Annotated in this window: 23 protein-coding genes and 2 pseudogenes; 17 read left to right on the top strand and 8 right to left on the bottom strand. The window is 69.2% G+C overall.

The window, feature by feature from the left end; all coding sequences use genetic code 11:
• Nucleotides 1–49 precede the first annotated feature (49 nt).
• On the bottom strand, nucleotides 50–778 hold the full coding sequence (locus tag IEZ09_RS04740) for a thermonuclease family protein (RefSeq protein ID WP_189252328.1): 729 nt from the start codon (nucleotides 776–778) through the stop codon (nucleotides 50–52).
• Between the two features lie 114 nt (nucleotides 779–892).
• Here IEZ09_RS04740 and IEZ09_RS04735 point away from each other — a divergent pair, with 114 nt between their 5' ends.
• Entirely contained in the window at nucleotides 893–1,300 is a 408-nt protein-coding gene (locus IEZ09_RS04735; RefSeq protein WP_189252327.1) for a hypothetical protein, read from the top strand.
• A gap of 42 nt (nucleotides 1,301–1,342) precedes the next feature.
• Here the strand turns inward: IEZ09_RS04735 and IEZ09_RS04730 are convergent, their stop codons facing one another.
• Complete coding sequence (locus IEZ09_RS04730) at nucleotides 1,343–2,557, bottom strand: acyl-CoA dehydrogenase family protein (RefSeq protein ID WP_189252326.1); 1,215 nt, start codon at nucleotides 2,555–2,557, stop codon at nucleotides 1,343–1,345.
• 10 nt (nucleotides 2,558–2,567) lie between these two features.
• Entirely contained in the window at nucleotides 2,568–3,197 is a 630-nt protein-coding gene (locus IEZ09_RS04725; protein ID WP_189252325.1) for an SCP2 sterol-binding domain-containing protein, read from the bottom strand.
• A 101-nt stretch (nucleotides 3,198–3,298) separates the two neighbouring features.
• On the opposite strand from IEZ09_RS04725, the gene IEZ09_RS04720 reads away from it, so the two are divergent.
• On the top strand, nucleotides 3,299–3,934 hold the full coding sequence (locus IEZ09_RS04720) for a TetR/AcrR family transcriptional regulator (RefSeq protein WP_189252324.1): 636 nt from the start codon (nucleotides 3,299–3,301) through the stop codon (nucleotides 3,932–3,934).
• On the opposite strand, the gene IEZ09_RS04715 is transcribed toward IEZ09_RS04720, so the two are convergent.
• Both IEZ09_RS04715 and IEZ09_RS04710 read right to left on the bottom strand, forming a co-directional pair.
• The gene (locus tag IEZ09_RS04715; RefSeq protein WP_189252323.1) at nucleotides 3,923–4,696 is read right to left on the bottom strand and encodes a MaoC family dehydratase; all 774 of its coding nucleotides are present in this window, start codon (nucleotides 4,694–4,696) and stop codon (nucleotides 3,923–3,925) included. The two genes, IEZ09_RS04720 and IEZ09_RS04715, sit on opposite strands and share 12 nt — an antisense overlap.
• Nucleotides 4,696–5,931 carry a 3-oxoacyl-ACP reductase gene (locus IEZ09_RS04710; RefSeq protein WP_189252322.1) on the bottom strand — a complete coding sequence of 412 codons (1,236 nt, stop codon included), beginning with the start codon at nucleotides 5,929–5,931 and terminating at the stop codon, nucleotides 4,696–4,698. The genes IEZ09_RS04715 and IEZ09_RS04710 overlap by 1 nt, the downstream gene beginning before the upstream one ends.
• A gap of 53 nt (nucleotides 5,932–5,984) precedes the next feature.
• Between IEZ09_RS04710 and IEZ09_RS04705 the strand changes: the two genes are divergently transcribed.
• From IEZ09_RS04705 to IEZ09_RS04690, 4 genes are read left to right on the top strand one after another with little or no spacing between them, the layout of a single operon-like run.
• The gene (locus IEZ09_RS04705; protein ID WP_189252321.1) at nucleotides 5,985–7,190 is read left to right on the top strand and encodes an acetyl-CoA C-acetyltransferase; all 1,206 of its coding nucleotides are present in this window, start codon (nucleotides 5,985–5,987) and stop codon (nucleotides 7,188–7,190) included.
• Nucleotides 7,191–7,249: 59 nt separating this feature from the next.
• A complete protein-coding gene (locus IEZ09_RS04700; protein WP_189252320.1) occupies nucleotides 7,250–8,227 on the top strand; it encodes a serine hydrolase domain-containing protein in 978 nt (325 codons plus the stop codon).
• Nucleotides 8,228–8,263: 36 nt separating this feature from the next.
• Nucleotides 8,264–9,724: a M48 family metallopeptidase gene (locus tag IEZ09_RS04695; protein WP_189252319.1), complete on the top strand. Its 1,461-nt coding sequence runs from the start codon at nucleotides 8,264–8,266 to the stop codon at nucleotides 9,722–9,724.
• Between the two features lie 9 nt (nucleotides 9,725–9,733).
• Nucleotides 9,734–10,636 (top strand): DUF4034 domain-containing protein, encoded by a 903-nt coding sequence (locus IEZ09_RS04690; RefSeq protein WP_189252318.1) that lies wholly within the window; start codon nucleotides 9,734–9,736, stop codon nucleotides 10,634–10,636.
• On the opposite strand, the gene IEZ09_RS04685 is transcribed toward IEZ09_RS04690, so the two are convergent.
• Nucleotides 10,633–11,238, bottom strand: coding sequence for an SIMPL domain-containing protein (locus IEZ09_RS04685; protein ID WP_189252317.1), 606 nt, complete (start codon nucleotides 11,236–11,238; stop codon nucleotides 10,633–10,635). The genes IEZ09_RS04690 and IEZ09_RS04685 overlap by 4 nt on opposite strands.
• A gap of 143 nt (nucleotides 11,239–11,381) precedes the next feature.
• Between IEZ09_RS04685 and IEZ09_RS04680 the strand changes: the two genes are divergently transcribed.
• From IEZ09_RS04680 to IEZ09_RS04660, 5 genes are all read left to right on the top strand, one after another.
• A complete protein-coding gene (locus IEZ09_RS04680) occupies nucleotides 11,382–12,575 on the top strand; it encodes an ATP-binding protein (protein WP_189252316.1) in 1,194 nt (397 codons plus the stop codon).
• Between the two features lie 158 nt (nucleotides 12,576–12,733).
• On the top strand, nucleotides 12,734–12,880 hold the full coding sequence (locus IEZ09_RS04675) for a hypothetical protein (RefSeq protein WP_169746017.1): 147 nt from the start codon (nucleotides 12,734–12,736) through the stop codon (nucleotides 12,878–12,880).
• A gap of 226 nt (nucleotides 12,881–13,106) precedes the next feature.
• Nucleotides 13,107–13,955 (top strand): NAD(P)-dependent oxidoreductase, encoded by an 849-nt coding sequence (locus tag IEZ09_RS04670; RefSeq protein ID WP_189252315.1) that lies wholly within the window; start codon nucleotides 13,107–13,109, stop codon nucleotides 13,953–13,955.
• Between the two features lie 57 nt (nucleotides 13,956–14,012).
• Nucleotides 14,013–15,383 carry a S28 family serine protease gene (locus IEZ09_RS04665; protein ID WP_189252314.1) on the top strand — a complete coding sequence of 457 codons (1,371 nt, stop codon included), beginning with the start codon at nucleotides 14,013–14,015 and terminating at the stop codon, nucleotides 15,381–15,383.
• A gap of 15 nt (nucleotides 15,384–15,398) precedes the next feature.
• Nucleotides 15,399–15,743, top strand: coding sequence for a PIN domain-containing protein (locus tag IEZ09_RS04660; RefSeq protein ID WP_189252313.1), 345 nt, complete (start codon nucleotides 15,399–15,401; stop codon nucleotides 15,741–15,743).
• Here IEZ09_RS04660 and IEZ09_RS04655 read toward each other — a convergent pair.
• Complete coding sequence (locus tag IEZ09_RS04655) at nucleotides 15,740–16,513, bottom strand: HAD family hydrolase (protein ID WP_229812246.1); 774 nt, start codon at nucleotides 16,511–16,513, stop codon at nucleotides 15,740–15,742. The genes IEZ09_RS04660 and IEZ09_RS04655 overlap by 4 nt on opposite strands.
• A gap of 27 nt (nucleotides 16,514–16,540) precedes the next feature.
• On the opposite strand from IEZ09_RS04655, the gene IEZ09_RS04650 reads away from it, so the two are divergent.
• Nucleotides 16,541–17,209: a dienelactone hydrolase family protein gene (locus IEZ09_RS04650; protein WP_189252311.1), complete on the top strand. Its 669-nt coding sequence runs from the start codon at nucleotides 16,541–16,543 to the stop codon at nucleotides 17,207–17,209.
• On the opposite strand, the gene IEZ09_RS04645 is transcribed toward IEZ09_RS04650, so the two are convergent.
• Nucleotides 17,206–18,225, bottom strand: a complete 1,020-nt coding sequence (locus tag IEZ09_RS04645; RefSeq protein WP_189252310.1) for an NAD(P)-binding domain-containing protein — start codon at nucleotides 18,223–18,225, stop codon at nucleotides 17,206–17,208. The two genes, IEZ09_RS04650 and IEZ09_RS04645, sit on opposite strands and share 4 nt — an antisense overlap.
• 238 nt (nucleotides 18,226–18,463) lie before the next feature.
• On the opposite strand from IEZ09_RS04645, the gene IEZ09_RS04640 reads away from it, so the two are divergent.
• The 5 genes and pseudogenes from IEZ09_RS04640 to IEZ09_RS04620 all read left to right on the top strand — a co-directional run.
• Nucleotides 18,464–20,284, top strand: a complete 1,821-nt coding sequence (locus tag IEZ09_RS04640; RefSeq protein ID WP_229812245.1) for an NHL domain-containing thioredoxin family protein — start codon at nucleotides 18,464–18,466, stop codon at nucleotides 20,282–20,284.
• A gap of 9 nt (nucleotides 20,285–20,293) precedes the next feature.
• Complete coding sequence (locus IEZ09_RS04635; RefSeq protein ID WP_189252309.1) at nucleotides 20,294–20,614, top strand: GroES family chaperonin; 321 nt, start codon at nucleotides 20,294–20,296, stop codon at nucleotides 20,612–20,614.
• Nucleotides 20,615–20,894: 280 nt separating this feature from the next.
• Nucleotides 20,895–22,678 (top strand): annotated as a pseudogene (locus IEZ09_RS04630) (VanW family protein).
• A 111-nt stretch (nucleotides 22,679–22,789) separates the two neighbouring features.
• Nucleotides 22,790–23,518 carry a DUF1206 domain-containing protein gene (locus IEZ09_RS04625; protein WP_189252657.1) on the top strand — a complete coding sequence of 243 codons (729 nt, stop codon included), beginning with the start codon at nucleotides 22,790–22,792 and terminating at the stop codon, nucleotides 23,516–23,518.
• Nucleotides 23,519–23,643: 125 nt separating this feature from the next.
• A pseudogene (locus IEZ09_RS04620) lies at nucleotides 23,644–24,669 on the top strand (Cmx/CmrA family chloramphenicol efflux MFS transporter); the annotation flags it as partial.
• Nucleotides 24,670–24,684 lie beyond the last annotated feature (15 nt).

Below are 24,684 nucleotides of genomic sequence, written 5' to 3'. Positions count from 1 at the left end.
TCCAACATGGGTTCGCCCAGACCGCGGGGCGTCCCGGAGGCTACCAAACTCACCTGAGCCCCTTGACGACGTTCCGCAGCTCGGCTTCCTTGCGGTACAGCGTCGGCACGGCCTTGGTGACCTTCGCCAGCAACACCGTCTGGTCCACCGGCGCCACGGCGTCCCAGGTCAGCCCACCAGGCTTGCTGAGCTGGTCGACCAGCCCGATCGCGGACTTGGCGGTGTCCGCCGCCACCGTCAGCTCGGCCTTGCCGGCCTTGAGCGACTGGGCCTCGACGGCGGCGGCCGCCTCGGTGATCGCCCTGACCTGCCCGGGCAACGTGCACGGCACGTCCGGCGAATGCAGCCCTTTCTGCTGCTCGGCGGCCGCGTGGCCGGCCTCCTTCGCCCTGCCCAGGTACCGCGTGCCGGTGACCGTCGGCACCGCCAGCCCGTCGGCGATGAGCGCCGCGTTGACGAGCGTCCCGTCCCGCGTGGACAGCGCCGCGAACTGCCCTTCCCACGCCACGGTGACCGGAGTTCCCTCCGGCAACAGCTCGCCGAGCCGCTTCCGGGACTCCTCGTGCAGACACTCGTCCGCAGCAGGCGCGTCGACGTTCACGAGCTTGACGGCCACGACGCGATCGCCCTCGCGCACCTCGACCGTCTCCGCGTCGACCACGCGCACGACGTGACTGACCACGACCGGCTTCGGACGGTCCACCACCGTCACGACGTAGGCACTGCCGGCGGCACCGGCCAGAACCGCGGCGGCCAGGACGTACACATTCGGGAGCATCTCGATTCCCCCTAACGCCGTTCCACTGGGCTGATCGGAGCAGTGGATCTGGGCGTTACTGCACGCGTTCGCGGATTTACCGTCGGCTAACCAACGCGACTTACGTTCACGTACGTGCTGATCAAATTGGGAATCGTCACCACCGGCGCAGCCCTGCTCTTCGGGGGCGTCGCACAAGCAGCCGAGGTACCGGTGGTACCGAAGCCGCCGAACTGCTCGACCGCGGTGCAGATCGGCTCGACCGGTGTCGTCAAACGAGGCGCCACCACCGTTGCCACCATCACGCAGTTCGAGGGCTGCGGTGGCAAGTACGGCCACGTCCGCGTGCAGACCACGACGCCGTTCCGCGCGTCGGTCCGGCTCAGCGCGGACGACGTGTCCACCACGCCGGAGCTCGGCCAGCCGAACCAGCGCGACGTGTGGACGTTCAGCAGGACGATGAACGACAAGTGCACGGCAGCCGTGGGCACCGTGACCCACGACAGCGTCTCCCTGTCGGGGCGCAGCGGCCGGTCCTGCTGACGAGACCGAGAGCGGGCGGCCCGAAAGCCGCCCGCTGTCGAATCACTTGATCTGCATCCCGGAGATCGCGCGCGACACGACGAGCCGCTGGATCTCCGAGGTCCCCTCGAAGATGGTGAAGATCTTGGAGTCCCGGTGCATCCGCTCCACCGGGTGCTCCCGCGTGTACCCGGCCCCACCGAGGATGTGGATCGCCCGCTCGGTCGCCCACACCGACACCTCGGACGCCTTGAGCTTCGACATCGAGCCCTCACCCGCGGTGAATGGCACGTTGTTGCGCCCCATCCACGCCGCGCGCCACACCAGCAGCCGCGCCGCGTCGATCTCCATCCGCATGTTCGCGAGGTCGAACGCGATCGACTGGTTCTCGATGATCTTTCGCCCGAACGCCTCGCGGTCCTTCGCGTAGTCCAGCGCGTACTCGTAGGCGGCTCGGGCGACACCGACGGCCATCGCGCCGACGGTCGGGCGGGTGGTCTCGAACGTCGCCATCGCGGCCTGTCCGCCGGCCTTCTGGCCCTCGCGGGCACGCGCCAGCCGGGCCTCCAGCCGCTCCCGGCCGCCCAGCACGCAACGGCCGGGCACGCGCACGTCGTCGAAGAACACGTCGGCGGTGTGCGAGGCGCGCATGCCGTGCTTCTTGATCTTGCCCGGCGACGACAGGCCCGGCGTGCCCGGCGGGACGATGAAACCTGCCTGGCCGCGAGCGCCGAGCGACGGGTCGACGACAGCGGTCACGACGTGCACGTTCGCGATGCCGCCGTTGGTGGCCCACGCCTTCTGGCCGTTGATGACCCACTCGTCGGTGGCCTCGTCGTAGCGGGCGCGCGTGCGGTAGCCCGCCACGTCGGAGCCCGCCTGGGGCTCGGAGGCGCAGAACGCGGCCAGCTTCGGCTCGTTCTCGTCGCCGAAGCACTCCGGCACCCACTCGGCCAGCTGCTCGGGCTCGCCGGAGGCGAAGATGCCCGCGACGGCCAGGCCGGTGCCCATCAGCGAGAGCGCGATGCCGGCGTCACCCCAGAACAGCTCTTCGGTGGCGATGGGCAGGGACAGGCCGATCGGGTCCGCGAACCAGGTCGCGAGGGCCTCGAAGCCGTAGAGGCCGATCTTCGCCGCCTCCTGGATCACCGGCCACGGCGTCTCCTCGCGCTCGTCCCACTCGGAGGCCGCCGGCCTGATCACGTCGCGAGCGAAACCGTGCACCCAGTCGCGCAGGTCGGTCTGGTCTTCGTTCAGCTCGAGCGAGAAGCCACCCACTGAATCTCTCCTAGGCCTTCGGGATGTTGAAGAGGCTCATGAACCCGGCCGCGAACCCCAGGTCGCCCTTCACCTTCAGCTTGCCCGTCATGAACAGCACGGGAGCGGAGGCGTTGCCGGTCGCGAGCTTCAGGAAGTCGGCGGGCGTCAGCGTCACGACGGCACGGGCCTCGCGCGTCACGCCCTTGTTGATGGTGCAGGTCGCGTCTTCGATGATGGCCTCGTAGACGTCCTCCAGCACGTGGAAGTGCACGACGGCACGGGTGGCGCCGGCCCGGTCCGCGCGGAAGTGGACCTCCATGCGGCGGAACACCTCGTCCAGCACGCGCGTGCGCAGCGCCGGGTCCGAGACGACGCCCTCGATCTGGTCCTTCGAGGCGCGCGAGATGATGCGGGCGAAGTTGGACGGGTCCATCTTCGCCAGGTCGAGGTCGGCGCCGCCGTCGGCGAGCCTGCCCAGCGCGGACAGCAGGGCCGCGAAGTCGTCCTTGCCCAGCTTCTTCGGGTCGATGCCGCGGGCGACGACGTCGATGTTCACGTCCTTGAGCGCGGGATCGTCCGGCGAGATCTGCTGCAGCGTGCTGATCAGCTCAGCCGGGCTGAGCTTCGCGATCGCCTCGGTGGTGAGGTCGAGCGTCATTGACACACCTCCTGGTACCTACTCGTGAGTAAGACTACTGGCGAGTAGATAGCGCGGCAAGCCGATCGGATAATCTTGTTCCTCCATACCGAGGGGGTTTCATGCGCACAGAAGGTCGAGCCAAGCGCTTGCCACGCGCGGTGCGCGAGCGGCAGATCATGGACGCCGCCGTCGACGTGTTCTCGCGGCTCGGCTTCCACGCGGCCTCGATGGACGAGATCTCCGAGGTCGCCGGCATCTCCAAGCCGATGCTCTACGCCTACCTCGGTTCGAAGGAAGAGCTCTTCGCGACCTGCATCCGGCGTGAGGCCACCCGGATGATGGAGGCCATCGCGACCGGCGTCGAGCCCGACCAGGAACCCGACGTGCAGCTGTGGAGCGGCCTCAGGGCGTTCTTCGGGTTCGTCGGGGAGAACCGGGCGAGCTGGATGGTGCTGCACCGCCAGGCGTCGACCCAGGGCGGGCCGTTCGCGGTCGAGCTCACGGACATGCGCACGCGGGCGGTGTCGCTGGTCGCGGCGCTGCTCACCCAGTCGACGAAGGCACCGGCGACCAAGCTCGAGGCCGAGTCATTGGCCGCCGCGCTGGTCGGGGCCGGCGAGTCGCTCGCGGAGTGGTGGCTCGACCACCCGGAGGAACCCGCCGGCGTCGTCGCCGCACGCCTCATGAACCTCGTCTGGATGGGCTTCGGCGACCTCGTCGAGGGCAACGTCTGGCACCCGCCGTCACGGCGTTAGATCTTGGGCTGAGCCCACCAGGTGGGGTCCCTTGCCCCACACGGCGAACTCCCAGCCGGAACCGTTCTCGCGTGCCGAGAACTCGACGCGACCGGGGATCAGCAGCGGCTTCTTGAACCGGACGTCGACGGTCACGGCCTCCGGCAGCCGTCCTTCCAGCGCGGCCAGGCAACGCGCTTTCGTCCACATCCCGTGCGCGATCGCCCGCTTGAACCCGAACAGCTTGGCGCTCAACGGGTACAGGTGGATCGGGTTCCGGTCACCGGACACGGCCGCGTACCGCCGCCCGATGTCCCCAGGCACCCGCCACACCGCCGACCCGACCGGCCGCTGCAGCTCCTCGCTCGAACCCGAAGAGCCTCCGGTCCGCCGCAGATAGGTCGAAACCCCTTCCCAGACACCGGAAACCGACGTCACGACGTCGACCTGCATCCCCTGCGGGTGCGGGCGGAGATCACGTGCCGACACGGTGATCTCCAGCGGTTCGCACAGCGCCAGCGGCCGCGACTGCGTGATCCGGTTCGCGACGTGCACCAGGCCGGGCAACGGGAACGGGAAGCCCGCCCCCGTCATCAGCTTCATCTGCAACGGAAAACCCAGCACGTGCGGGTAGGTCAACGGCAACGCGTCGCGCAACCCGAACCCGCACACCGCGTTGTAGGCCGTCAGGTGCTTCAACGAGACGTCGAAAGTGGCCGAAACCGGCTGGGCGGCCAGGGTTTCCCCACGCCGGAACGACGTCAGGGCGGCACGCAACAACATCAGGCCCCCAGCAGCATCTGGCCGCACACGCGCACGACGTTCCCGTTCACGCCACCGGATCCCGGCGACGCGAACCACGCCACCGTCTCCGCCACGTCGACCGGCAGGCCGCCCTGCGCCAGGCTGTTCATCCGGCGTCCGACCTCACGGGTCAGGAACGGCACGGCCGCGGTCATCTTCGTCTCGATGAAACCGGGTGCGACGGCGTTGATCGTGGCCCCACGAGCAGCCAGGACAGGCGCCAGGGAGTTGACCATCCCGATCACGCCCGCCTTCGACGTCGCGTAGTTGGTCTGGCCGACGTTGCCCGCGATGCCCGCGATCGACGACACCCCGACGATCCGTCCGCCCGCGCGCAGCACGTCGCCTTCGAGCAGCGCCGCGTTGATCCGCTCCTGGCAGGCGAGGTTGACCTCCAGCACCGCGTCCCACAGCGAGGAGTCCATGCGCGCCAACGTCTTGTCCCGCGTGATGCCCGCGTTGTGCACGACGATGTCCACGCCGCCGTGCCGTTCGAGCAGGTAGGACGTCAACCGGGACGGATCTCCGGTGATGTCGAGCTGCAACGCCGACCCGCCGACGGCGTTCGCGACCTTCGACAGCTCGTCGCCGGCGGCCGGAACGTCCAGGCAGATCACGTGCGCCCCGTCGCGGCCCAGCGTCGTGGCGATCGCCTCGCCGATGCCCCGCGAAGCACCGGTGACCAGCGCGACCTTGCCCTCCAGCGTGCCGGTCGAGGCAGCCCCGGAGATGTGGATGACCTGCCCGGACACGTAGGCCGACCGCCCGGACAGCAGGAACCGCAGCGTGGATTCGACGCCGTCCTCGGCACCGTCCGCCACGTACACGAGGTTCGCCGTGCCGCCGCGCCGCAGCTCCTTGCCGACCGAGCGGACGAAGCCCTCCAGTGCTCGCTGCGCCACGGAGTCCGGCGACCGCCCGATGACGATCACCCGCCCGCACGGCCCGAGCTGCGTGATCACCGGGTGGAAGAAGTCGTGCAGCTGTCGCAGGTCAGCGACGGAAGTGAGGTCGGACGCGTCGAACACCAACGCGCCGTAAGGGGCGGACCCTGTTTCGAGCTGCTTCAGAAAGGGCAGCCGGGAGGCGCCACCGACCAGCACGGGTGTGGCCAAAGCGGCGTCGCGGCGCAGTGGATAGGGGTTCGGCAGGCCGAGCCTGCGCACGAGCTGGCGACCGAGCCCCGACGATGCGAACTTCTGGTACCTGTCCACGTCACACAACCTACTCGCTAGTAAGTCTACCCGCTAGTAGGTAGTATGGCGGTATGCGAGTAGCGATCATCGGCGGCAACCGCATCCCGTTCGCCCGCTCGAACGGCCCGTACGCGACCGCGTCGAACCAGGACATGTTCACCGCGGTCCTCGACGGCCTGGTCAGCCGCTTCAACCTGCAGGGAGAACGCCTCGGCGAGGTGGTCGCCGGCGCCGTGCTCAAGCACTCGCGCGACTTCAACCTCGTCCGCGAGTCGGTGCTGGGCAGCAAGCTCAGTCCCGAAACGCCCGCGTACGACCTCCAGCAGGCATGCGGCACGGGCCTGCAGGCGATCATCGCGGTGGCCAACAAGATCGCGCTCGGCCAGATCGAGGCGGGCATCGCGGGCGGCGTCGACACCACGAGCGACGCCCCGATCGGCGTGAACGAGAACTTCCGCAAGCTGCTGCTGGAGTTCAACCGCACCCGCAAGATCAGCCTGCTCACCAAGCTGCGCCCCAGCCACGTCGTGCCGCACCTGCCCCGCAACGGCGAACCGCGCACCGGCATGTCCATGGGCGAGCACGCGGCCATCACCGCCGCCAAGTACGGCATCACGCGCGAGGACCAGGACGAGCTCACCGCGCGCAGCCACCAGAACCTCGCGCGCGCCTACGACGAGGGCTTCTTCGACGACCTCGTCACCCCGTACCTCGGCCTGACCCGCGACCAGAACCTCCGCCCGGACAGCAGCGTCGAGAAGCTCGCCAAGCTCAAGCCCGTCTTCGGCGACACGATGACCGCGGGCAACTCGACCCCGCTCTCCGACGGCGCCTCCGCGGTCCTGCTCGCCACGGAGGAGTGGGCGAAGGCGCGCAAGCTGCCCGTCCTCGCCTACCTGACGTTCGCCGAGACCGCCGCCGTCGATTACGTGCACGGCGACGAGGGCCTGCTCATGGCCCCGGTCCACGCCGCACCGCGCATGCTCGAGAAGGCGGGCCTCAAGCTGCAGGAGTTCGACTTCTACGAGGTGCACGAGGCGTTCGCGTCCCAGGTGCTCGCCACGCTGAAGGCCTGGGAGTCCGACCTCGGCGAGATCGACCGCACCAAGCTCAACGTCAACGGCTCGTCGCTCGCGGCAGGCCACCCGTTCGCCGCGACGGGCGCCCGGATCGTCGCGACCCTGGCCAAGTTGCTGCACCAGAAGGGCAGCGGGCGCGGGTTCGTGTCGATCTGCGCGGCGGGCGGTCAGGGAATCACGGCGATCCTGGAGCGATGAGTTCTCCGAACTCCTGAAGTCGAACCATCCGAACCCGATCAGGAGAAGGATGGCGACCCATGACGCTGCAGGAAGTTCTGGAGGCACACCGCGAAACCACGCCCAACGCGGTCGCGCTCGTCGCCAGGGGTGACGAGGTCGAGTTCGCAGCGATCGGCGAGGAAACCCGCGAGTCGGTCTTCCCGATCGCCTCGATCACCAAGCCGATCGTCGCCACGGCCGCGATGGTGCTGGTGCGGGACGGAAAGCTCGGCCTCGACGACCCGATCGCGACCTGGCTGCCGGAACTCGCGAACCCGGTGGTCGTGCGGACGCAGAGCAGCAAGATCGACGACGTCGTCCCCGCGACGAGGCCGATCACCGTCCGGCACCTGGTGACGTCGCGTTCCGGCTGGGGCTTCACGGCGGACTTCTCGTTGCCCGCCACGCAGAAGCTCTTCGAAGAGGCGCATCTGCACGGCCGCGAGGACCTGCCGTCGCCGGAGGAGTGGCTCGAGCACCTCGCCCTGGTGCCGTTGCTGCACCAGCCGGGCGAGGGCTGGGTCTACAACACGTCGTACGACGTGCTCGGCGTGCTGCTGCACCGCGTCACGGGCTCGCTCCCGGACTTCATGGCCGAACGCTTCTACGAGCCCCTCGGCATGAAGAACACCGGTTTCATCAGCGACGTCCTCCCGTCCGGCGCCGGTGGCCTGAACTCGACCGCGGACGACCTTTTGGCGTTCACCAGGTTCCTGCTGAACAGCGACCTGCTCGTGGAGCTGGCGGTCGACACCACGACGGCGGAGGAACGCGAGGCCGGGCGGATCTTCCTGGAGGGCCAGGGCTGGGGATTCGGCGGCAGCGTCGACATCGCCGAGATCGACCCGTGGAACGTCAAGGGCCGCTACGGCTGGGTCGGTGGCTCCGGCACGGCAGCCCACGTGGTGCCGTCGCAGAACCTCATCACGATCCTGCTCACGCGCACCGCGATGACCAGCCCCACACCTCTGGCAATCATGCGTGATTTCTGGCGGAGCGCCGTGCACACTCTCTGAACCGCGATAGCGCGGTTCTGGGGGGAAGTGTTCGTGATGCGTGCTGTGGTCGCGGTCGCGCTGCTGGTCGGGGTGTACGTCCTCGTGCTGGCCGTGCTGGCCGGAATCGTGCTGGTCGACGTGCTGATCTTCGTGAACGACCGGCCGATCGGCTTCATCTGGTGGGCCGTGATCGGAGGGATGCTGGCGTTCGCGCTGCTCAGCGGCCTGTTCACGATCGCGGGCACCTCGGACGACGAGGTGCGCGGCGAGCTGGTCGGCGAGCAGGACGAGCCCGAGCTGTGGGCCTTGGTCCGCCGGCTCTCCGCCGAGGTCGGCACCCGTCCGCCGGATCGGATCTTCATCGTGCCGGAGGCCAACGCCGCGGTGTCGCAACGCACCAGGCTGCTCGGTCTCGTCGCGACCACCCGCCGGATGTACGTGGGGGCGCCGCTGCTCGCGTGCCTGACCGAGCGGCAGCTGAGCTTCGTCCTCGCGCACGAGCTGGGGCACTACGGCAACCGCGACACGAGGTTGATGGGCGTGGTCGTCGCCGGGCGTGTGGCGTTGATCCGCATGCTCACCAAGCTCAACAACCGCTCCTGGTACCACGCAGTGGTCGCCGTGATGTTCACGTACTACGCGAAGATCTACTTCGCGGTCACGGCGTCCTTGTCCCGTCAGCAGGAGTTCGCCGCCGACGCTACGGCGACCCGGATCGCGGGGACCGAGGCCGCGGTGAGCTCGCTGCGGGAGCTGCCGGTCGTCGAAGCGGCCTGGACCCTGTTCCACGACAGGCACTTCCGTCCCGCCTGGGAGGCGGGGTTCCTGCCCACGACGATCTTCGAGGCGTTCGCGGGACTCCGCGGCTCGCCCGAGCTCCGCGCCCACCTCGACGCGATCCGGGAGAACCCGCCCCAGCGCCAGGCCGGCGAGTTCGACTCCCACCCACCGCTGCCGGACCGGATCGCCGCGGTGACAGCGCTGGCCGTGCCCAGCAAGGGTGCCGACCGCCCGGCCGGTGCGCTGCTCGCCGACAACGGCGCGGTGATGGACAAAACCCTGGTCAGCACGCTGGTCGAGGAGCTCGGCGTGAAGAGGCGCGTCGACTGGGCCACGTTGTCGCACACCGCCGCCCGCGCGACGCGGGTCGACCGGTCGCGGCGGCTGGTGCGCGTCGGCGGCGGTTCGCTCGGCTCCGTCCTCGACGCGCTCGACGAGGGCAAGCTGTCCTCGTTGCTGCGCACCGACGTCCGGCCGGGCAGCGGAACGTCGGGCAAGAGGGTGCGGCGCGAGTTCGCCCGCGGACTGCTGATCGCGGAGCTGACCGCGCTCGTCGAGCTCACCCTCGCTGACCAGCACCAGGCGCGCTGGGAGTCCGACTGGCTCGGCACCACCACGTTCCACGGCGCCGATCTCGGCGCGGAGATCGAACAGGCCACCGACGACAGGGGCTCCACGGCGGGCCTGCGCGCGGCGCTCGCCGGACTTCGCCTCGACCAGGCCCCGACCCGCTAGGAGAACGACGTGGTGCTCGACCCGACCAGACACGCCGATCCCGCGCGCTGGGGCCTGGTGCCGGACGTGGACGTCCGCGACTTCTTCCCCGAGGAGGACCCGGTGCTGGCGAGCGCGGTCAAGTCCGCCTCCCGCGGTCAGTGGCGTGAGGCCGCCGACGTGATGGCGCCGACGTGGGGCGACTGGGACCGCCGTGCCCGCGTGACCGAGTCGCTGGCCCGTGAAGGGGCGCGCTCGGACGAGTGGCTGAACAACTGGCGTGACGAGCGCCCGGACCGCGATCTGGCCGTGCTCGACGCGGCCTCGTGGGTCCGCGTGGCGAAGGAGATCCTCGGCGACAGCGAGGAGCAGGACCACGTCGACGGCTTCCACCGCGTGCTGCGCCGGGCCGAACGCGCGGCGCGGCACGCGGCCGAACTCGCCCCGCAGGACCCGACGCCGTGGTGGACGATGATCCAGATCGCCGGCGGACTCTCGTTCGACCAGTCGCGCTTCGCCGAGATCTGGCACGAGCTCCTCGTCCGCGCGCCGCAGCACCGCGCCGCCCACGAGGACGCGCTGGAGTACTGGGCGGGGCAGTCGTCCGAGGTGATGCTCGACTTCGCGGCGAACGCCGGTCCGGCGCTGGTGCTGCGGGCGGCGTTCCTGCTGGAGGACGACGACCCGGTCATCTGGCGCACGAGCCTCGTCGCCGACGCGATGGAACAGCTCCTGGCCGCGGACGACCTGTCGAACGACGACCGCGGTTACCTGATCCTCGCGCTGTACGACCACAACCGCTTCACCGACGCGATCGAGCAGTTCAGGGCGCTCGGGGGCCGGGCGGACGGAGCGCCGTGGAAGCGCTACGAGGACCCGAAGGGCACGTTCCTGGAGTACCGCGTGAACTCCTGCCGCAAAGCCAAGCTCTAGTCGAGCAACGACCAGGCGGCCGTGCAGGAGGCGGACACGGTGATCTGCTGCGCCTTCAGGTTCAGCTGGTCGACCATCCCGGCCGCCCCCGCCATCTCGAACGACGCGGACCGGGCCATCGGCGCGTAGTGCCCGCCCTCGGTGTCGCCGATGCGCAGCAACGGCCCGAGCCGCCGCCCGAGCGCCGACGCGTACCCCTCGGCGCGGCGCAACGCGTCCGCCACGGCCTCCTTCTGCGCCTCGCGGATGGCCTCGGTGTCGTCGACGAGCGTCCACGTCGGTCCGTTGATCCACGACGGCTCGGCCTGCACGAGCTCGGCCAGCAGGCCGTCGAGCCGGTCCAGGTCGCTCACCCAGATCACGTACTGCTGCGACGCGCGGCTGCCCGCGCGCTGGTTGTTGTCCCAGTTGTCGTGCACGGACAGCTGCCGCGAGCGCACCTCGAAGTTCTCGAGCAGCGGCTCCACGGCGGAAATGCGCTGGTTGAGCGTGCTCACCGCCTCGGAGCGTTCGGCACCGAGAGCCTCGAACGTCACGTCCACCTGGGCGCGGTCGGCGGTCCGCTCGACCTCGCCGGTCCCCTTCGTCACGACTTCAGCCACGTGGGCCAGCCAACCGGTGCCCCGGTCGATCCGCAACTATTCGACTCTATTGCTCAATCGCTAGAAAACTGAATACAGATCCAGTCGAGGTTCGTCTGCGCGTCTCTACTTCAGGCCCTAGAAACGCCGATACGGTGCGAGCCATGGACCCGGTGCGCAATCCGTTCGCCCCCGGTGCAGGCCAGCGGCCTCCTGAGCTCGCCGGCCGGGACAAGGAAGTCGGAGCGTTCGAGGTGGTGCTCGAACGCGTGGCCCGCGGCCGTCCCGAACGCAGCCTCGTGCTGACCGGGCTGCGGGGTGTCGGCAAGACGGTGCTGCTCGGCGAGCTGCGGTCCATGGCGGTCAAACGCGGGTGGGGTGCGGGCAAGGTCGAGGCCCGGCCGGACGCCGACCTGCGACGACCGCTCTCGGCCGCGCTGCACCGGGCGATCCGCGACCTCGCGGTCCGGCACCGCGCGCCGGACCGGGTCGAGGCGATCCTCGGTGTCCTGAAGGCGTTCGCCCTCAGAGCCGCTCCGGACGGGGCCAAGCTGCGCGATCGCTGGCAGCCCGGCATCGACGTTCCTGCGGCGAGCGGCAGGGCCGACTCCGGTGACATCGAGATCGACCTGGTCGAGCTGTTCACCGACGTCGCTGAACTGGCGCAGGACGTCGGCACGGGCGTCGCGCTGCTCATCGACGAGATGCAGGACCTCAAGCCCGACGACATCAGTGCGCTGTGCGCGGCGTGCCACGAGCTGTCGCAGCTGGGCGCGCCTCTGGTGGTCGTCGGCGCGGGCCTGCCGCACCTGCCGGCGGTGCTCAGCGCCAGCAAGTCGTACTCGGAGCGGCTCTTCCGCTACGTCCGCATCGACCGGCTCAGCCGGGAGGACGCCGACCGCGCGGTGCTCGCGCCGGTCGAACGGGAGGACGCGGGCATCACCGACGAGGCGCTGGACGCGCTGTTCGACGCGAGTGGTGGCTACCCGTACTTCATCCAGGCCTACGGCAAGGCCGCCTGGGACGCGGCCCCCGCCGATCCGATCTCCGCGCTGGACGTCTCCGTGGCCGCTCCCGAGGCCGACGCGGAGCTGGCCGTGGGCTTCTTCGGCTCCCGATACGAGCGTGCGACGCCCGCTGAACGCGAGTATCTCCGGGCGATGGCCGAGTTGACCGACGGAAAGGATGCGGGGGTCAACACCGCCCAGGTCGCTGAGCACCTGGGACGCAAGCCGTCGTCGCTGTCGCCCGCGCGGGACTCGCTCATCAAGAAAGGCCTGGTCTACAGCGCGGAACGGGGTCAGATCGCCTTCACCGTGCCGCACTTCGGGAGGTTCCTGCTCGGTCGGGAGGACTAGCCGAGGCTGCCTGGCGTTGTCCGGTCGTTCACGTTGTCAGCCGATGATTCATCGGCGTGTGCCCCAACTCACCGGATAATCGCGTGCTTTCGTGGGTAGGAGGGTGCATACTTGAGTTACCAACACAGCAGACCTCCGAGAGGGAAGTGCAGACCGAGATGAACTTCGCAGCGAAGCTCCGCGCCCGTCGTGCCGAGGCGCGCAACCGGAAGGCCGTGGCTCGCGCGATCGACATGGCCACCACCCCGTCCATGCGTCACGAGCTGATGGCAATCGCCCAGGCTCAGGTCACGACCCTGCGCTGACTCTTGACCCGGCACTCGCACGGCGCCCCGTCGCGAGTGCCTCCCCAACGGGAACCCCTGGAGCACCTCCCGCGCTCCAGGGGTTTCATTCTGTTAAACGTGATCCACGCCACAGTATGCTGGCGTTGTAACGGTGCACGTCGGTCCGCCGATGTCACGGTTGACCTCGCGGTGCTGTCGGACCCCCGACCTGGCAGCACCGCGAGGTTTCTTGTTTGCTGGGGACATGAAGATCGCCGTGCTCGGCACCGGCCTCATGGGTGCCCCGATCGCAGCCAACCTCGCCGCCGCCGGACACGACGTCCGGGTCTGGAACCGCACGCGCGCCAAAGCCGAACCGCTCGCCGATCAGGGCGCCACCGTCGCCGGCACGCCCGCTGAAGCCGTCGAAGGCGTGGAGATCGTCCTGACGATGCTCAACGACGGCGCCACGGTCACGTCGGTCATGCAGGACGCGGCTCCCTCGCTGCCGCACGACGCCGTGTGGATCCAGGCGTCCACGGTCGGTGTCTCGGCCACCGAGGACCTCATCGCGCTCGCCCGCTCGCTCGGGCTGGAGTTCGTCGACGCCCCGGTGCTGGGCAGCACGAAACCCGCGGCCGAGGGCAAGCTCGTCGTGCTCGCTTCCGGCGCGCCTGAACTGCGTGATCGCGTGCAGCCGGTGTTCGACGTGATCGGTGCCCGCACGATGTGGGTGGGCGAGGCCGGCGCGTCCTCGAAGCTGAAGCTCGTCGCGAACAGCTGGGTGCTCGCGCTGACCGCCGCCGTCGGTGAGGCGGTGTCGCTCGCCGAGGCGTCCGGCCTCGACCCGAAGCTGTTCCTGGAAGCCGTGTCCGGCGGGCCGGTGGACTGCGCGTACCTGCAGATGAAGGGAAACGCGATCATCGAGCGGTCCTTCTCTCCCGCGTTCACCGTGCAGAACGCGTTGAAGGACGCCCAGCTGGTCAACGAGGCGGCGCTGCGGGCCAACGTGCAGCTCGACGTGGCGCAGGCGTCGAGCGCGCGGCTGAACCGCGCGGTCACCAAGGGCCACGGCGACGAGGACATGGCCGCGTCTTACTACGCGAGCTTCTGACAAGCGCCCGACGATCGACGGGTCCGGCGAGACGGGTGGGCTCACTAGCGTGGCCGGGTGAACAGACTCGTGCGCTCCCTGCTGGCGTTCGGCCTGGCAACGACTCAGGCCCTGGCAACGGCCGCTGTCGCATCCGCATCCCCCGACATCAAGGACCGCATCGCCGCCATCCCCGGTGTGCGGATCATCAGCGAGGGCACGTCCGGCACCGCCAGGACGTTCGTGCTCGGCATCCAGCAGCCCGTGGATCACCACCGGCCGCGCGGCGCCCGGTTCGAGCAGCGCTTCTCGTTGCTGCACAAGGCGGAAACGAAGCCGATGGTGCTGCACACCTCCGGCTACCACCTGCCGGGAACGATCAGCGCGTCCGAGCCCGCACGGCTCGTCGACGGCAACCAGATCAGCGTGGAGCAGCGGTTCTTCCCGCCGTCCCGGCCGTCGCCCGCCGACTGGGACAAGCTGACCATCTGGCAGGCGGCCAACGACCACCACCGGATCGTCAGCGCGTTCAAGAAGATCTACGGCGCTCGCTGGCTCTCGACGGGTGCCAGCAAGGGCGGCATGACGTCGGTCTACCACCGGCGGTTCTTCCCGCGCGACGTCGACGCGACCATCGCGTACGTGGCGCCAAACGACGTGGTGAACGACCGCGACGTCTACGGAGAGTTCATCCGCAACGTCGGCAACGACCCGACGTGCAACCGGCGGCTGGAGGGCGTGCAGCGGCAGATCCTGCAGCACCGCGACGAGATCGTGTCCCGCCTGGAGGCCAAGGGGTACACGTACGAGCAGTTCGGCGGTGCGCACCGGGCGCTGGAGGTTCTCGTCCTGGACACGCCGTTCACGTTCTGGCAGTACGAGACCCAGGCCCGGTGCGCACTGGTTCCGGGTTCGGGTGCTTCGGTCGACGACCTCTGGACGTTCATCGACAAGACCGTCGGCTGGGACTTCTACACCGATGCGGGCGTCGCGCCCTACGAGACGTACTACTACCAGTCGGGCACGCAGCTCGGCTGGCCGGAAGCCGACGAGTCCGCGGTGCGCGACCTGCTGCGCCACCCCGGCGTCAGCGTGCCGCGCACGATGGTGCCCGCGGAGATCGAGTTCCCGCGCTTCGACCGGCGCGCGATGGCCGACATCGACCGCTGGGTGCGCTACCAGGGCTCGCGGCTGCTGTTCGTGAACGGGCAGAACGACCCGTGGAGCGCGGAACCGTTCCGCCTCGGGCCGGGCACGCGCGACTCGCTGTCGTTCGCGGTGCCGGGCGGCAACCACGGCTCGAACATCGCGAAGCTGCCGGAGGAGGAACGCGCTCTCGCGACCGCCGCCGTGCTGCGCTGGGCCGGTGTGTCCGCGCCCGCAACGCTTTCTGCCTCCGACGACGAAGGACCTGACTCGCTGGACGCGCTGCGGGCCCGCCGCGACTGAGGCAGGCTGGGACGCGTGAAGCCGTTGCTCGTGGTCGACGCAGCCAACGTCGTGGGTTCGGTGCCCGACGGGTGGTGGCGCGACCGGGCGGGCGCGGCCGAACGCCTCCGCGACGCCCTGCGCGGCCGCGACGAAGAGGTCGTCCTGGTCGTGGAAGGCAAGGCGCGCACCATCTCCAGCGTCGACGACGTCCGGGTCGTCGCGGCTTCCGGCACCGGTGACGACAAGATCGTCGAGGTGGTCCGTGCGGAAGGCGCCGGACGACCGGTGACGGTGGTGACCGCCGACCGGGAACTGCGGCGGCGCGTGACGGCCCTGGGTGCCGAGGTGGCAGGCCCCACCTCGGTGCCCCGCCGTTAGAGGCGGAACAGCCGCTCGATGACCTGGGCGACACCGTCCTCGGTGTTGGGCGGCGCGTGGTTCACGCAGGCCCGCTTGACCGCCGGGTGCGCGTTGCCCATCGCGTACGCCGTGCCGGCCCACCCGAGCACCGACAGGTCGTTCGGCATGTCACCGAACGCGATGACCTCGTCCTTGCTGATTCCCCTTGCCTTGCACAGGGATTCGAGAGTCAACGCCTTCGAGACACCGGGCGGGCTGATCTCCAGCAGGCCCAGCCCACCCGAGTGCGTGACGGTGACGTGCTGCCCGACGGCCTCTCTCGCGATCTCCATCAGGTGGTCGGCCTCCGCGTCCGGTGCCCACGCGAGCATCTGCACGACCTGGTCCGCCTCGGCGAAGACGTGCTCGAGCAACTCCAGTGTCCGATGTGGATTCTTCGGCCCGAACCCCTGGAAACCGGGCTCGGACAACACCTCCAGCCCGGTCTCGACCGCGATGCCGACGTCCGGGATCACCTCGGCCAGCGCCGCTGACACCTTCCGCACCACGTCCACCGGCAGCGTCCGTGCATGCGTGACCTCCCGGTTCGTCAGGTCGTAGACCATCGCCCCGTTCGCGCAGATCGCCGTGCCGGTGAGCGCGAGGTCCTGCACGAACCGGGGCGGCCGCGCGGTGACGACCACGACGTCGGCGTCCACGGCGTCGAGCGCGGCGCGGGTGCGATCGCTCAGCACCCCGCCCGGCTGGAGCAGCGTGCCGTCGAGGTCGGTCGCGATCAGCCTGATCATCGGCCGATTATCGGGCAGGATCGCCTCATGACCCATCGAATTGACGACATGCCGCTGCCGGTCTGGCTCCCCGAGTCCGGCTCCGGCCCCGGCATCGTGCTGATCCAGGAGATCTTCGGCCTGGACGGCTACCTGCGGGGCGTGGCCGAGAAGCTGGCCGCACTCGGTTACGTCGTGGCCGTGCCCGAGCTCTTCCACCGCTTCCAGCCGGGCTGGGTGGGCGAGCACGACGAGGCGGGCATCCAGAAGTCGATGGAGGTCGTCGGCAACCTCGACTTCCCGCTGGCCGTCCAGGACGTCGTCAAGTCGGTGCAGTACCTGCGCGGCCTGCCAGAGGTCACCGGTGGCGTGGGCGTGCTCGGCTTCTGCCTCGGCGGCACCCTGGCCTACGCGGCGGCCGTCGCCTCCGACCCGGACACCGCCGTGTCGTTCTACGGCTCCGGCGTGCCGGACCAGATCGGCACGCTCGACCAGGTCTCGTGCCCGATCCTGTTCCACTTCGGCACCGAGGACTCGTTCATCACCGAGTACCAGAAGGTCGTCGACGCGGTGGCCGAGCACGAGGGCGCCGAGATCGCCCTGGAGCCCGCCGGTCACGCGTTCCTCAACCACCTGGGTCCCTGGTACGACAAGGACGCCGCCGACCGCGCCTGGGACCTGACCGCGGCCTTCCTCGCCCGCACGCTGCCGGCCTAGGAAATGCAGGGCACCGCGAGCTGCTGCGAGAAGAACCTCTCCAGCGGCTTGCGGTGCAACCGGCGCTCGACCGCGATCAGCTCGTTCTTGCGGTAGTGGCAGATCTGCGTGCTCGTGACGACGAACCCGTTGCGCTCGGTCGTGGGCATCTCGTCGTAGAGCAGCGCGTGCCCTCCTTGCGGCACAACGACATCCGCCAGCCCGTCCGGAATCTCCCTGGCCCGCACGGCGACGGTGGCGGCCAGCGAGTCGGGCCGGTTGCGCACCTTCCGGTGCGGCCACGGCACGCCGTGGTGCTCGGCCTCCAACGTCCGGTGCAACGCCCGCGCCGCATGCCGGATCGCCTTGATCGAGTCGCCGGCCAGCACGTGCGCGTGCGGCACGTCGAGGCTCGTGTCCCTGCGGAAACCGGTGCAGACAACGACCTTGTCGTACCGCAGCTGCCCGGTGCCGTCGATCGTCGCGACGAACTCGTTGCCGCGCTTGACGATTCGCTGCACCGACCGCCCGACCGTGTGCGTGATCCTCGCCGTGGTCGCGATGTGGTCGGCCGTCTCGAACGCGCTGTGCCCACGCCCGATGATCAGCACCCGCTTCCCCGCGTACTCCGTCGGATCCGTGCTGGCGCTCGCGTACGTCTCGGCGTGCTCGACCCCGGGAATGCCCGGCACGTACGGCTTCTTGCCCGTGGCGAGGATGACGTGCCGCGCGTCGAACTGGTCCAGGCGCGTGACCCGCGTGTTGTAGCGGACGTTCAACGGCCGCGCGAAGTCCTCCAGATACCGCACCAGATCGTCGGCGCCGGGAAACGCCCGCTTGCTGTACCGCGCGAACGGCACCCCGTCGAACAGCGAGTTGTCGTCCGTGGCGAGAACCCTGTGCCTCGGAAACCTCCGGAAGAAGCTCCCCGGTCCCGGCTCCGCCTCGACGATCACGTAGTCACGACCCGCCTGGTGCAGAAAGCGCCCCATCTGCAGCCCCGCGGGACCCGCACCGACCACCAGGTACTCCACCATCGCGCACCTCCCGGGGACCTCTACGCCAAAGGCAGCGCAAAGGTTCAGGTGGGCGGTTACTTCTCATCATGATGGATTCCGGGCTTCTTCGGTCAGTCAGAAGGTGCATAAGCCTCGCTGTGCTGATCGGCCCAGCCCGGCCTAAAGCATCCGGCCGCGTGACCGTTCGGCGGCATGGTCGCCCGTTCACATCGTGGAACGCGGAACAGTGCGACCGTCCACAGTGTTGGATACGGCCGTGACGACTGCGAAGCGCCGAGCCCGTGTCCGAGCCCCCGAACTGGTCGGACGCGGCTGGCTCAACACCGGTGGCGACCAGGTCAGCCTCAAGGACCTGCGCGGCAAGATCGTGCTGCTCGACTTCTGGACGTTCTGCTGCATCAACTGCCTGCACGTGCTCGACGAGCTGCGCCCCCTCGAAAAGGAGCACGAGGACGTCCTGGTCACCATCGGCGTCCACTCGCCGAAGTTCGTCCACGAGGCGGACCCGGAAGCGCTGAAGGCCGCCGTGGAGCGCTACGAGGTGCACCACCCCGTTCTGGACGACCCGGAGCTCACCACCTGGCAGAACTACGCCGTCAAGGCGTGGCCGACGCTGGTCCTGATCGACCCCGAGGGCTACGTCGTCCACGTGGCCGCGGGCGAGGGTCACGTCGAGGCGCTCAGCACGATCATCAAAGAGCTCGTGGCGGAGCACGACGCCAAGGGAACGCTGCACCGCGGCAACGGCCCGTACGTCGCCCCTGAGCCCACGAACACCACGCTCAGGTTCCCGGCGAAGGCGATCGTCACCCCGAGCAACACGATCCTGGTCAGCGACTCGGCCCACCACAGCATCGTCGAGCTCGAGCAGGACGGCGAGACCGTCATCCGTCGCATCGGCACCGGCGAACGGGGGCGCGCGGACGGCCTGAACCCCACCTTCTCCGAGCCCGCGGGCCTCACCCTCGTGCCCAACACCCACGGCTACGACGTGGTCGTCGCGGACACCGTCAACCACCTGCTGCGCGGCCTCAACCTGGAAACCGGCGAGGTCACGACCCTCGCGGGCACCGGTGAGCAGTGGCGCGACGGCGAGACCGACGGCCCGGCCGACAAGATCGACCTCACCAGCCCGTGGGACGTCGCGTGGTGGAACGGCGGTGTGGCCATCGCCATGGCCGGCAACCACACGCTCGGCTTCTTCGACCCCGAGACCAACCAGGTCAGCCGTCTTGCGGGCACCACCGTCGAAGGCATCAACGACGGGCCCGCGCAGGAAGCGTTCTTCGCCCAAACGTCCGGTCTGGCCGCGGACGGCGACCGGTTGTGGATGGTCGACTCCGAGACCAGCGCGCTGCGCTACCTCGAGAACGGCGAGGTCCGCACCGTCATCGGCAAGGGGCTCTTCGCGTTCGGGCACAAGGACGGCGACGCGGACGAAGCGCTCCTCCAGCACCCGCTCGGCGTCACGGTCCTCAAGGACCACTCCGTCGCCATCTCGGACACCTACAACAACGCCATCAGGCGTTACGACCCCGAGACCAACACCCTCACCACGATCGCGACGGACATCGCCGAACCGTCCGACGCCCTGCTGATCGACGACGAGCTCGTCGTGGTGGCGAGCGCCGCCCACCGGCTGGAACGGTTCTCCGCGGCCGCCACGAAGATCGACGGTGAGGCCCACGAGGTCAAGCGGCCCAGCACCGACATCGCGGCCGGGGAGATCGAGCTGGCCGTCATCTTCACCCCGCCGACGGGCACCAAGCTCGACGAGCGGTACGGGCCCTCGACGCGGCTGGAGATCACCAGCTCGCCGCCGGAGCTGATCTTGGAAGGCGCCGGTGTCAGCACCGAACTGGTACGGGCGTTGCGGATCAACGATCAGGTCACGAACGGCGTTCTGCACGTCGTAGCGCAGGCGGCCAGTTGCAGTGACGATCCTGCCGACGAACACCCGGTCTGCCGCCTGACCAGGCAGGACTGGGGCGTTCCCGTTCGAGTGGTTGCCGATGCACCTACCCGTCTGCCCCTGCTCATGGGCGGCATGGACGAGGAGCCTCAGCAGGCCACGTAGACTCTGCTGGTGCCTGATGTCAAGCTCGAGATCCAGATGCTGTACGACCGTGTCATGGTGCGCATCTCGCCGGAGGACGGCGAGCGACGTTCCAGCGGAGGCATCGTGATCCCCGCGACGGCCCAGATGGCGAAGCGGTTGGCGTGGGGCGATGTGTTCGGAGTCGGTACCGGCGTGCGTCACGTGAAGGTGGGCGACCGGGTGCTGTTCAACCCGGAAGATCAGCTTGAGGTCGAGGTGCAGGGCACCACGTATCTCGTGATGAGGGAACGCGACCTGCACGCGGTTGCGACGGAGCTCACCGAGCACGGTACCGGTCTGTACCTATGAGCCGCCGGTTCGTGATCTGCGCCTGATAGCTACACACATATGCCGCCTCACCAGAGACAGGGCAACGGGGAGAGCTGTGCCGTACGACGCTGACAAGACGAGAGCGATGCCGCCGGTCAACCCCGGAGGCACCGCCTCCGAGCAGACGACGAAGATCTCGCCTGTGAACGTGGACGCCTCCACGGCGGCGTGGCCGTCGGAGGAGCCGGACAACGAGCCGACCGTCACCGCGGCCGTGCCCGGCGTCGGCTTCCCCGCGGGCGAGGACGCCACCGAGTTCATGCAGCCGGTGACCCCGCCGCAGCCGCAGCCGGACGACTCCGGCGTCTACGGGCCCGTGATGATCGAGCCGGGCGAGGACGAGGACCAGCCGCGCACCGGCAAGAAGAAGGCCCTGCTGGTGGCCGCGGCCGTCGTCGGCGCGTTCGGCCTGCTCTACGGCCTCGACATCCTGATCTCCAGCGGCAACGTGCCGCGCGGCGTGACCGTGGCGGGCGTCGAGGTCGGCGGCCTGGCCCACGACGAGGCCGAGAAGAAGCTGCGCGACGAGATCGGCCCGCGCCTGAGCAAGCCGGTCGCGCTCAAGGCAGGCGACGTCACCGCGGAGCTCGACCCCAAGACGGCGGGTCTGGAGCTCGACTGGGACGCCACGATCGATCGCGCTGGCAGCCAGCCGCTCAGCCCCATCACGCGCATCACCTCGTTCTTCACCAGCCGTGAGGTCGGTGTGGCGACGAAGGGCGACGACGCGAAGGTCAGCGGCGCGCTCGAGGCGCTGCGGCCGAAGGTCGACCACGAGCCGATCGAGGGCACGATCAAGCTCGAGGGCGCCAACCCCGTCGCCGTCGAGCCGCACGACGGCCAGAAGCTGAAGGTCGAGGAGGCCGTCAACAAGGTCGTGTCGAACTGGGCCTCCGGCAACCCCGTCGAGGTCCCGATGGACTTCACCCCGGTCAAGACGACCAAGGAGGGCGTCGAGAAGGCGCTGAACGAGGTCGTCAAGACCGCGGTCTCCGGCCCGGTCAAGATCAAGGGTGAGGGCAAGGACGCGACCCTCACGCCCGAGCAGATCTTCGCCACGCTGGCGTTCGAGCCGGGCGACGGCGGCGCGCTCAACGTCAAGCCGAACAAGGACAAGCTCGTCGAGGCGGCCCTCCCGCAGCTCAAGGACACGGTCAAGGAGGGCAAGGACGCCCAGATCGTCTTCGAGGGCGGCCGGCCGACGGTCAAGGAGTCGGTCGACGGCCTCGACCTCGACTGGGACAAGAACCTCCAGCCCTACTTCGACACCCTGAAGAAGACCGACGGGCGCGAGGTCAAGTTCGAGTACAAGCACACGCCCGCGAAGGTCACCACCGAGCAGGCGAACAAGATGGGCATCAAGGAGGTCATCGGCGAGTTCCAGACCGGTGGCTTCGCCGCCGCCTCCGGCGTCAACATCCGGGTCGTGGCCGAGAAGGTCAACGGCGCGATCGTGAAGCCCAAGGAGACGTTCAGCCTCAACAAGTACACGGGCCCCGCGGCACCGCGCAGGGCTACGTCGAGGCGGGCATCATCGAGAACGGCATCCCCGGCAAGGCGGTCGGTGGCGGCATCTCGCAGTTCGCGACCACGCTCTACAACGCGTCGTACTACGCGGGCATGAAGGACGCGGGCCACAAGGAGCACAGCTACTGGATCACGCGGTACCCGAAGGGCCGCGAGGCCACCGTGTTCATGGACGGCGCGGGCAACAGCCTGATCGACATCGCGTTCACGAACCCGGACGACACGGGCGTCGCCATCCAGACGATCTGGACGCCCTCGTCGATCAAGATCGTGCTCTGGGGCACCAAGAACTACGACGTCACCGGCTCCACCAGCGCCGAGTTCAACCCGACCCAGCCGCAGGAGAAGAAGATCTCCAAGGAGGGGTGCACGCCGAGCAACGGCGCCCCCGGCTTCTCGGTGACGGACACCCGCACGATCACGGACCGCCGCACCGGCCAGACCCGCACCGAGTCGCGCACGGTCCGTTACGACCCGCAGTTCAAGATCATCTGTGAGCCGCCACCCGGCGGCTGAGGCCGAGCTTCAGGTTCACAGTGGCCACGCGCGGGTATTCACCCGTTCGTGGCCACTGTTGCGAATGAGGCGCGAAGACACCCGGTCGTCCAGACGCTCGGGCGGGTGGGGATGGTTGTGTACGGGGCGGTCCACGTGCTCATCGCGTGGCTCGCGCTCCAGGTCGCGTTCGGCGGGGACGCCGAGCGGACGGATTCGAAGGGCGCGCTGACCGAGATCGCCCAAAACGGTGCGTGGCTGCTCTGGGCAGTGGGCATCGGCCTGGTCTTCTTCGCGCTGTGGCAGGCACTCCTGGCCTGCGTCGGTTACTCCTACCGCAGCGAGAAGCGCAAGCGGATCACCAAACGGATCGGCTCCGCCGCCCGCGCGATCACCTCCGGCGCGATCGCCTTCGGTGCCTTCAAATACGCGACGAGCGGCGCCGCCGGCGACACCACGCAGCAACAGCAGGAGCTGACCGCGCAGGTGCTCTCCTGGCCGGCCGGCCAGTGGATCGTCGGCGCAGTCGCGATCGGCGTCATCATCACCGCGGGCGTGATCGTCTACAAAGGCGTCAAGAAGTCGTTCGAGAAGGATCTCGACATGAGCCGCGCGCCGTCGTGGATAGAGCCGGTCGGCCGCATCGGCTGGATTGGCAAGGGCTTCGCGTACGGCGTGATCGGTGTCCTCATCGGACTGGCGGCGATCTACGCCGACCCCCAGCAGTCCGGTGGCATGGACAAGGCACTGCACACGTTGGCAGCACAGCCTTTCGGCCCGTACCTGCTCGCGGCCGTCGCGATCGGCATCGCCGCGTTCGGCGTCTACTGCTTCGTCGCTGCGCGCGCTTTCCGGGGCTGAAAACCGAGATGTGTTGCCCGGCGCCGCTGGGCTAACGTGCGAGGCATGTCGAGTCCGGAGGCATCCAGGGTCGGGGCTGCGGTCCAACCGTCAGCCCCCACAACCCTCAGCCCCGGAGCACCGCTGTGCCTTTTTCGCTGTACCTGCTCGCCCTGGCCGTGTTCGCCATGGGCACCTCCGAGTTCATGCTCGCCGGCCTGCTGCCCGCCATCGCGGTGGACCTCGACGTCGCGGTCGGGACCGCAGGCCTGCTCACCTCCGCATTCGCCGTCGGCATGGTCGTCGGCGCACCGCTGATGGCCGCGCTGGCCCGCGCCTGGCCGCCGCGGATCAGCCTGCTGTCGTTCGTCGTGGTCTTCCTCGTGGCACACGTGATCGGTGCCGTCACCGGGAGCTTCGCCGTGCTGCTGGTGACCAGGGCGCTCGCGGCGCTCGCAAACGCCGGTTTTCTCGCGGTCGCACTGACAACGGTCACCTCGCTGGTGCCTGGGCAACGGCGCGGTCGTGCGCTCGCGGTCCTGTTGTCCGGCACCACCGTGGCCACGATCGCCGGGGTGCCAGGAGGGTCGGTCCTCGGCACCGTCTTGGGCTGGCGCGCCACGTTCCTCGCGGTCGCCCTGCTCTGCGTGCCGGCCGCACTCGGTGTGCTGAAAGGGATTCCGGCACGACCGGCGGACGTCGTGACGCCGTCGCTGCGACCGGAGCTGGCGCAGCTCGGCAAGCCGCGGCTGGTGCTGGTCATGGTGCTCGCCGTGATCGTGAACGCGGTGACGTTCGGACACTTCACGTTCCTCGCCCCGGTCGTCACGGACGTCGCCGGGCTGAGCGAGTGGTGGGTGCCCGTCGCGCTGGTGCTGTTCGGCGTCGGCTCGTTCGTCGGGGTCACCGTCGGCGGCCGGCTTGCCGACTCCGCGCCGCGTCCGGTCATCGGGATCGGCGGACCGCTGGTGCCGGCCGGGTGGCTGTGCCTCGACCAGCTCGGCGCGGAACCGGTGTTGTTGCTGTCGCTGGTCTTCGTGCTCGGCGTGCTGTCGTTCGGCGTCGGCAGCACGTTGATCGCGCGGACGCTGCACCACGCGGCGGGAGCGCCCACGATGGCGGGCGCCTACGCGACCGCCGCGTTCAACCTCGGCGCGGTCACCGGACCGTTGGCGATGTCGTTCTGA

Source organism: Lentzea flava (assembly GCF_014648475.1).
Lineage (GTDB): Bacteria > Actinomycetota > Actinomycetes > Mycobacteriales > Pseudonocardiaceae > Lentzea > Lentzea flava.
The sequence above is the reverse complement of the archived record's forward strand: the minus strand, read 5'-3'. Positions and strand labels throughout refer to the sequence as shown.